A 7,457-nucleotide genomic window follows, 5' to 3' on the forward strand; every position below is an offset into this window, starting at 1 on the left:
GCGTCCGGCCGGCCCGTGACGGCCGCACGCGGCACCCGCCGGGCCGGGGCCGGTCACAGGTGGCGGGTGGCCAGGGCCAGCCGGTCGCGCGCGTCGAACAGGGCCTCCTTGATGGTCTGCTCGTGGGCGGGGGTCAGCCGTGCCACCGGGACCGAGCAGCTGATGGCGTCCCGTGCGGGGGTGCGGTAGGGGATGGCGACGCCGAAGCAGCTCAGTCCCAGGGTGTTCTCCTCGCGGTCCACCGCGTAGCCCTGTTCGCGGATCCGGTGCAGTTCCTCGATGAGCTTCTCGCGGTCGGTGACGGTGTACTCGGTCAGCGGCGCCAGGGTCTCGGGGAGCATCGCGCGGACCCGGTCGTCGCCGTAGGTGGCCAGCAGGGCCTTGCCCAGCGAGGTGGAGTGCGCGGGCAGCCGCCGTCCCACCCGGGTGAAGGGGCGCAGGTAGTGCTGCGACTGGCGGGTGGCGAGATAGACGACGTTGGTGCCGTCCAGCCGGGCGAGGTGGATGGTCTCGGTGGTGTCGTCGGAGAGCCGGTCCAGGGTGGGGCGTGCGGCGGCCACGACCTCGTCGCCGTCGATGTAGGAGGTGCCCACCAGCAGGGCGCGCACTCCGATTCCGTAGCGGGTGCCGGTGGCGTCGGTCTCGACCCAGCCCAGCTCCACGAGTGTGCGCAGCAGCATGTACAGGCTGGACTTGGGGTAGCCGACGGCTTCCTGAACGGCGGCGAGGGTGTGCATGCCGGGCTGCCCGGCGAAGAACTCCAGCAGTTCCACGGTGCGTACGGCCGACTTGACCTGTGCCCCGCCCGCCTCCGGTTTCCTGCCGGGGGCGCCCCCGTGCGCAGAAGGCATCGACCTTGACCCTTTCACTCGACCGGCCATAGAGTCCCGAATGGTTATTCACACACAGGGACGGTGTTCAGTATATCGAACAAGGTCTCCGGGGGGACAGTCTTCGGCGTCCGTGGTCTTGGACGCGCCCCCGCCGGTCCCGTCGCCCCCGCCGCCGTCCGGTCGGCGGCTGTTTCGAAGGAGGAGTTCAGCGGTGGCAGTACCAGTGTGGAGCGTCGACCCCAGGACGGGGAAGCGGCGTGAACAGGTCGCGGTCGAGGCCACGGCCGCCGACGTCGACGCGGCCGTGCGCGCCGCCCACGCCGTGCGCGGGGAGCTGGCGGGCCGTACCGCCCGGATCGCCCTGCTGCGCGCGGCGGCCGGGGAACTGGAGGCCGCCCGTGCGGAGATCGTCGCCGCCGCGGATGCCGAGACCGCTCTCGGTGAGGTCCGGCTGAACGGCGAACTGGGCCGCACCACCTACCAGCTGCTCGCCTTCGCCGACGAGGTCGCAGACGGCGCGTACCTGGACGTCACCATCGACCACGCCGACGCCTCGCTCACCCCGCCCCGGCCCGACCTGCGCCGCTACAAGATCCCCCTGGGTGTCGTGGCGGTCTACGCGGCCTCCAACTTCCCCCTGGCCTTCTCCGTTCCCGGCGGCGACACCGCCAGCGCGCTCGCGGCGGGCTGCCCGGTCGTGGTCAAGGCGCATCCCGATCATCCGGCCACCTCCGAGTTGTGCGCGGCCGCGCTGCCCCGCGCGGCCGCGCGGGCCGGTCTGTCCCAGGAACCCGTCCCTGTGGTGCACCGCTTCCCCCCCGGGCGGGGTGGGGCGCCGCGGCCGGCCGCGGGGGGCCCCCCCGGGCCGGTCTGTCCGAGGACGCCGTCCGTGTGGTGCACGGCTTCGACGCGGGTGTGGAACTGGTCAGGCACCCGCTGGTCGCCGCGGCCGGGTTCACCGGCTCGATCCGGGGCGGCCGGGCCCTGTTCGACGCCGCCGCCGCCCGCCCGGTCCCCATCCCCTTCCACGGCGAGCTGGGGAGCCTCAACCCGGTCGTGGTCACCGAGGCGGCGGCCGAGGAGCGTGCCGGGGAGATCGGCGGTGGGCTGGCCGGCTCGATGACGATGGGCTCCGGGCAGTTCTGCACCAAGCCGGGGCTGGTCCTCGCCCCCGAGGGCGAGGCCGGCGACGGACTGCTGGAGGCTCTGGCCGGCTCCGTCGCCGAGGCCGCCCGCGGGCCGCTGCTGGACGCCCGGATGCGTGAGGCGTTCCTGGCCGGCGTGCGGGCCCGGACGGAGCTGGAGGACGTCACGGCGCCGGTCGCCGCCGCCGAGGGCGGGGAGCAGGCCGTGGGGGCGGGCTTCCTGACCGTCCCGGCGGAGCGGCTCGTCGGTTCCGAGCGGCACGCGCTGCTGCTGGAGGAGTGCTTCGGGCCCGTCACGGTCGTCGCCCGCTACCGCGACGCCGAGGAGGTCAGCGCCGTGCTGGCCAAGCTGCCGGGCAACCTCACCGCGACCCTCCACCTGGGCGAGGAGGAGGCGGGCCGGGGTGACGGCGCCGCGGCCCGGCTGCTGGCCGAGCTGACGCCGCTGGCCGGGCGTGTCCTGGTCAACGGCTGGCCCACCGGCGTCGCCGTCGCACCCGCCCAGCACCACGGCGGCCCCTACCCGGCCACCACCTCCACCTCCACCTCGGTCGGCGCCACGGCCATCGAGCGCTGGCTGCGTCCGGTCGCCTACCAGGACACCCCGCCGGCGCTGCTGCCCGAGGAGCTGCGCGACGACAACCCGCTGGGGCTGCCGCGCAGGGTGGACGGGCGCCGCGAGGGCTGAACGCCTCCGGGACGCCGGCCCCGCCCCGGCCCGTCCGCGGGAAGGGGACGGCGCCTCCTCCATAAGGAAGGCTTCGGGGCCGGGCAAGACAATTCACCATGGACAGCGGCGAACCGGGGCGACACAGTGGTGTCCGTGGAGACCTCACTGCCGGGAGCGCCGGCCCTGCCGGAAACACCCGAGACGACGGAAACACCGGACCTGCCGCGCCTGCGCGACCTCGTACGGGCCGAGTTCGCACCGACGGCCGTCTACCTGAACACCGCCTCGCACGGTCTGACGCCCGCCCGCACCGCCGCCGCACTGCGGGAGGCGGTGGAGGAGACGGTGGAGGGGCGCATCGACATGGTGCGCTGGTTCGCCGTGATCGAACAGGCACGTGCCCGCTTCGCCCGGCTCGCGGGGCTGACCCCGGACAGGGTGGCGCTGGGGGCGGCCGTCTCCGCGCACGTCTCGCTGGTCGCGGGCTCGCTGCCGCCCGGCGCCGAGGTGCTGGTGGCCGACGGCGACTTCAGCTCCCTGGTCAACCCGTTCGCGATGCGCGCCGACCTCAAGCTGCGCACCGCCGAGCTTCATGAGCTGGCCGACGCCGTCAGGCCCGGTACCGCGCTGGTGGCCGTCAGCGCCGTGCAGTCGGCCGACGGCCGTCCCGCGGACCTCGCCGCCGTCGCCGGGGCCGCCCGGGCCCACGGCGCCCGCACCCTGGTGGACACCACCCAGGCCACCGGCTGGCTGCCGGTGGACGCGGACGCCTTTGACTACACCGTGTGCGGCGCCTACAAGTGGCTGCTGTGCCCGCGCGGGGCCTCCTTCCTCACCGTGCCCGGTGACGGCGGGGACCTGGTGCCCCTGCAGGCGGGGTGGATCGCGGGGGAGCGGCCCTGGGACAGCTGCTACGGGACGGTGGAGGAGATGGCCCGCTCCGCCCGCCGCTTCGACATCTCCCCGGCCTTCCTGCCCTACCTGGGCGCCGAGCGCTCCCTGGCCCTGATCGAGGAGGCCGGGCCGGAGGCGGTCGGCGCCCACGACCGGGCCCTGGCCGCGCGCTTCCGCGCCGGCGCCGCCGAGCTGGGCCACCGCCCGGTGCGCGGCGACTCGGCGATCGTCGCGGTGCCCGGACTGGGCGGGGCGGCCGAGGCGCTGAAGGGGGCGGGGGTGGAGGTCTCGGTCCGGGCGGGGAACCTGCGCGCGGCCTTCCACCTGTACAACACGGCCGAGGACGTGGAGCGGCTGCTGGCAGCGCTGCCCCGGGCATGACCGCACAGCCTCCGCCGCCTCCGGCTGCGCGGGGTCACGCCGACTGCCTGCGCACCAGCTCGGTCGGCAGGATCACCGCCGACGGCTCCTCGCCGCCGATCAGGCCCAGCAGCACCCGCACCATCTCCGAGCTGATCCGGTCCCACGGCTGGCGGACGGTGGTCAGCTCCGGGAGGCCGGCGACGGCGGAGGGGGAGTCGTCGAAGCCGCCGACGGCGACGTCGTCGGGCACCCGCCGTCCGGCCCGCTCCAGCGCGGCCAGCGCACCGCGCGCCATCAGGTCGGAGGCGACGAACAGGGCGTCCATCCCCGGTGCCCGCCGAAGCAGTTCGGCGGTGGCCCGCTGACCGCTGTCGCGGCTGTAGTCGCCGTGGGCGACCAGGTCGTCGCCGGCGGGGAGCCCGGCCTCGGCCAGCACCTCGCGCCAGCCCGCCAGCCGGTCCACACCGCCGGGGGTGTCCGGCGGCCCGGCGACCGTGGCGATGCGGTGGCGTCCGAGTGAGACCAGGTGCCGCACGATGTCACGGGCGCCGTCGCGGTCGTCGGCCGCCACATGGGCGATCCTGGCGGTGCGCCCGCTGCGGTCGAGCGGTTTGCCGCTGGAGACCACCGGTATACCGGCCTTCACGAGCTGCTCGGCCACCGGGTCGCCGGTGTGGCTGGAGACCAGCAGTACGCCGTCGACGTGTCCCGCGGTGACGTAGCGCATGACGCGGCGCCGCTCGGCGGGCGTACCGGCGGTCATCAGCAGCAGCGGGATGTCGTGCGCGGCCAGCGCCTGGGTGCAGCCGCGCAGCAGCACGTTGAAGTTGGGGTCCTCGAACAGCTTCTCCTGCGGTTCGGTGAGCAGGAAGGCCACCGAGTCGGAACGGCCGGTGATCAGGCTGCGGGCGTGCCGGTTGACGACGTAGCCCGTCCTGCGGATCGCGGCCCTGACCGCGTCCGCCGCGGCCGGGCTGACGTTGTGCCCGCCGTTGAGGAACCGCGAGACCGTGCCCCGGGAGACCCCGGCCTCCCGTGCCACGTCGTGGATCGTCGGCGGGCGCTTCCGCTCACTGCCGCTCATGCGGTGTCCATCCTCGTTTCCCTCCCCCGTCTCCCCGTGTCCCGGGCAATTGTCCGTGATCCTCGCGCACTCGGCGGCCTCAGGACTTCGCCACTCCGGACAGCGGGTCCAGGCTCCGGAACCGCTGGATCACCGGGGACGGGGCGGTCAGCGGCAGGGGGCCGGCGTGGCCCCGGCGATGACCGGGGTGTACCGGAATCCTGGTCCGCGGCACACGCCGCGACGGTGCGGTGGTTCATGTGGTTCCTCCCTGACAAGGTTCTGTGAACGTACACAGCAGAGAAAGCCGAATGAGCCTTGTCAACGGTTCGTGGCTTGATGTTTTCTGGGTGATGCGGTCGGAAATTGACTGTGCACGCTCCCAGTTCTGTCTCAGTCCGGTCCATTCGGGCCGGTATCTTCGACCCAGGAGGTCGTATGGTGCGCCTCGCCTACGGCGGCGACTACAACCCCGAGCAGTGGCCCGAGGAGGTCTGGCACGAGGACGTCGCGCTGATGCGTGAGGCCGGTGTGACCACGGTCAGCGTCGGCATCTTCTCCTGGGCGATGATCGAGCCCGCCGAGGGCGTCTTCGACTTCGGCCGGCTCGACCGGATCATCGAGGTGCTGCACGGAGCCGGCATCGGCGTCGACCTGGCCACCCCCACCGTGGTGCCACCCGCCTGGTTCTACCGTGCCCACCCCGAGGCGCTGCCCGTCAGCCGGGAGGGCGTGCGCTGGGAGTTCGGCTCACGCGGTGCGATCTGCCACAACTCGCCCGCCTACCAGGAGGCCTCCGCCCGGGTCGCCCGTGCGCTGGGCGAGCGGTACGGGCGGCATCCCGCGGTCGTGATGTGGCACGTCCACAACGAGTACGGCGTACCCGTCCTGGAGTGCTACTGCGAGACCTCCGCCGCGGCCTTCCGTACCTGGCTGCGGGAGCGCCACACCACCCTGGAGGAACTCAACACCGCCTGGGGGACCGCTTTCTGGGGGCAGACCTACGGCGACTGGGAGGAGATCGCCCCGCCCCGGGCCACCCCTACCGTCTGCAATCCGGCCCAGCGCCTGGACTACGCCCGATTCGCGAGCGACAGCGCCCTGGCGAACTTCCGCCGCGAGCGCGACCTGCTGCACGAGCTGTCCCCGGGGGTGCCCGTCACCACCAATTTCATGGTCTCGCCCACCCAGTGCGACACCATCGACTACTGGGCCTGGGGCCGCGAGGTCGACATCGTCACCAACGACCACTACCTGGTGGCCGAGGACGAACGCAACCACGTCAACCTGTCGATGGCCGCCGACCTGGCCCGCTCGGTCGCCGGCGGCGAGCCGTGGCTGCTGCTGGAGCACTCCACCAGCGGCGTCAACTGGCAGCCGCGCGGCATCGCCAAACGCCCCGGTGAGATGGCCCGCAACTCCCTGGCCCACATCGCCCGGGGTTCGGAGGGCGCGATGTTCTTCCAGTGGCGGGCCTCCCGCTTCGGCGCGGAGAAGTTCCACTCGGCGATGCTCCCGCACGCCGGCACCGACAGCCGGATCTGGCGCGAGGTGGTCTCGCTCGGCGCGGACGTCGCCGCACTGGAGGAGATCCGCGGCACGCGCACCGTCGCGGACGTGGCAGTGGTGTGGGACTGGCAGTCGTGGTGGGCGCAGAAGCTGGAGTGGCGCCCCAGCCAGGACCTCGACGCCCGCGAACGGGCCGAGGCCTGGTACGCGGCTCTCTTCGACCGCCGTCTGACGGCCGACTTCGTTCCCCCGCACACCGGCGCGGCCGCTCTGGCGGCCTACCCGCTGGTGGTGGTCCCCGCCCTCTACCTGGCCACGGCGCAGGCCGGGGAGAACCTGCGGGACTACGTGGCCGGCGGCGGCACCCTGGTGGTGTCGTACTTCTCCGGCATCGTCGACGAGCACGACGCCGTCCACCCCGGCCCCCACCCGGGCGCGCTGTGTGAGGTGCTGGGACTGACGGTCGAGGAGTTCCAGCCGCTGCGGGCGGGCCGGAGCGTGACCGTCCTCGGCCGCGGGGTCCCCGAGCTGGAGGCCGACGCGTGGGCCGAGACCGTCGTGGCGCGGGGCGCCGAGACGGTGTGGTCCTACGGCCGCGGCCCGGCTGCGGGCGGCCCCGCCGTCACCCGCAACCGGCTGGGCGGGGGCGCCGCGTGGTACGTCTCGACGCGGCTGGGACAGGACGGGCTCGACGCCGTGCTGGCCGCCGCCTGCGCGGACGCGGGCATCGCCCCGCGCGACGGAATCCCCCACGACGTGGAGGTGGTACGCCGCCGCGGGGAGTCGGGCACCTACCTCTTCGCCCTCAACCACACCGGCGCCGACGCCGGGGTGCCGCTGGAGGCGCCCGGCACCGAACTGCTCGGCGGCACCCGTGTGGCCGGCCGGCTGGAGGTTCCCGCGGGCGGGGCCCGTGTGGTCCGCCTGGACGGCTGAGCCCCGGGCGAGCGCGAGGGGGCGGGACCGTACGGTCCCGCCCC

At 74.0% G+C, this 7,457-nt stretch carries 4 protein-coding genes and 1 pseudogene; 3 read left to right on the forward strand and 2 right to left on the reverse strand.

Going from position 1 to position 7,457, the window contains the following annotated elements; all coding sequences use genetic code 11:
- Positions 1-53 precede the first annotated feature (53 nt).
- Positions 54-851: an IclR family transcriptional regulator gene (locus AC2CJA_RS21510; protein WP_484604317.1), complete on the reverse strand. Its 798-nt coding sequence runs from the start codon at positions 849-851 to the stop codon at positions 54-56.
- A gap of 193 nt (positions 852-1,044) precedes the next feature.
- Between AC2CJA_RS21510 and AC2CJA_RS21515 the strand changes: the two are divergent.
- Both AC2CJA_RS21515 and AC2CJA_RS21520 read left to right on the forward strand, forming a co-directional pair.
- Positions 1,045-2,666: pseudogene (locus AC2CJA_RS21515) on the forward strand (aldehyde dehydrogenase family protein).
- 210 nt (positions 2,667-2,876) lie between these two features.
- On the forward strand, positions 2,877-3,923 hold the full coding sequence (locus AC2CJA_RS21520) for an aminotransferase class V-fold PLP-dependent enzyme (RefSeq protein WP_484604320.1): 1,047 nt from the start codon (positions 2,877-2,879) through the stop codon (positions 3,921-3,923).
- A 34-nt stretch (positions 3,924-3,957) separates the two neighbouring features.
- On the opposite strand, the gene AC2CJA_RS21525 is transcribed toward AC2CJA_RS21520, so the two are convergent.
- Positions 3,958-4,989 (reverse strand): LacI family DNA-binding transcriptional regulator, encoded by a 1,032-nt coding sequence (locus tag AC2CJA_RS21525; protein WP_484604318.1) that lies wholly within the window; start codon positions 4,987-4,989, stop codon positions 3,958-3,960.
- Positions 4,990-5,406: 417 nt separating this feature from the next.
- On the opposite strand from AC2CJA_RS21525, the gene AC2CJA_RS21530 reads away from it, so the two are divergent.
- Complete coding sequence (locus AC2CJA_RS21530) at positions 5,407-7,413, forward strand: beta-galactosidase (RefSeq protein WP_484604319.1); 2,007 nt, start codon at positions 5,407-5,409, stop codon at positions 7,411-7,413.
- Positions 7,414-7,457 lie beyond the last annotated feature (44 nt).

The organism is Streptomyces sp. ATLC9 (genome assembly GCF_057196705.1).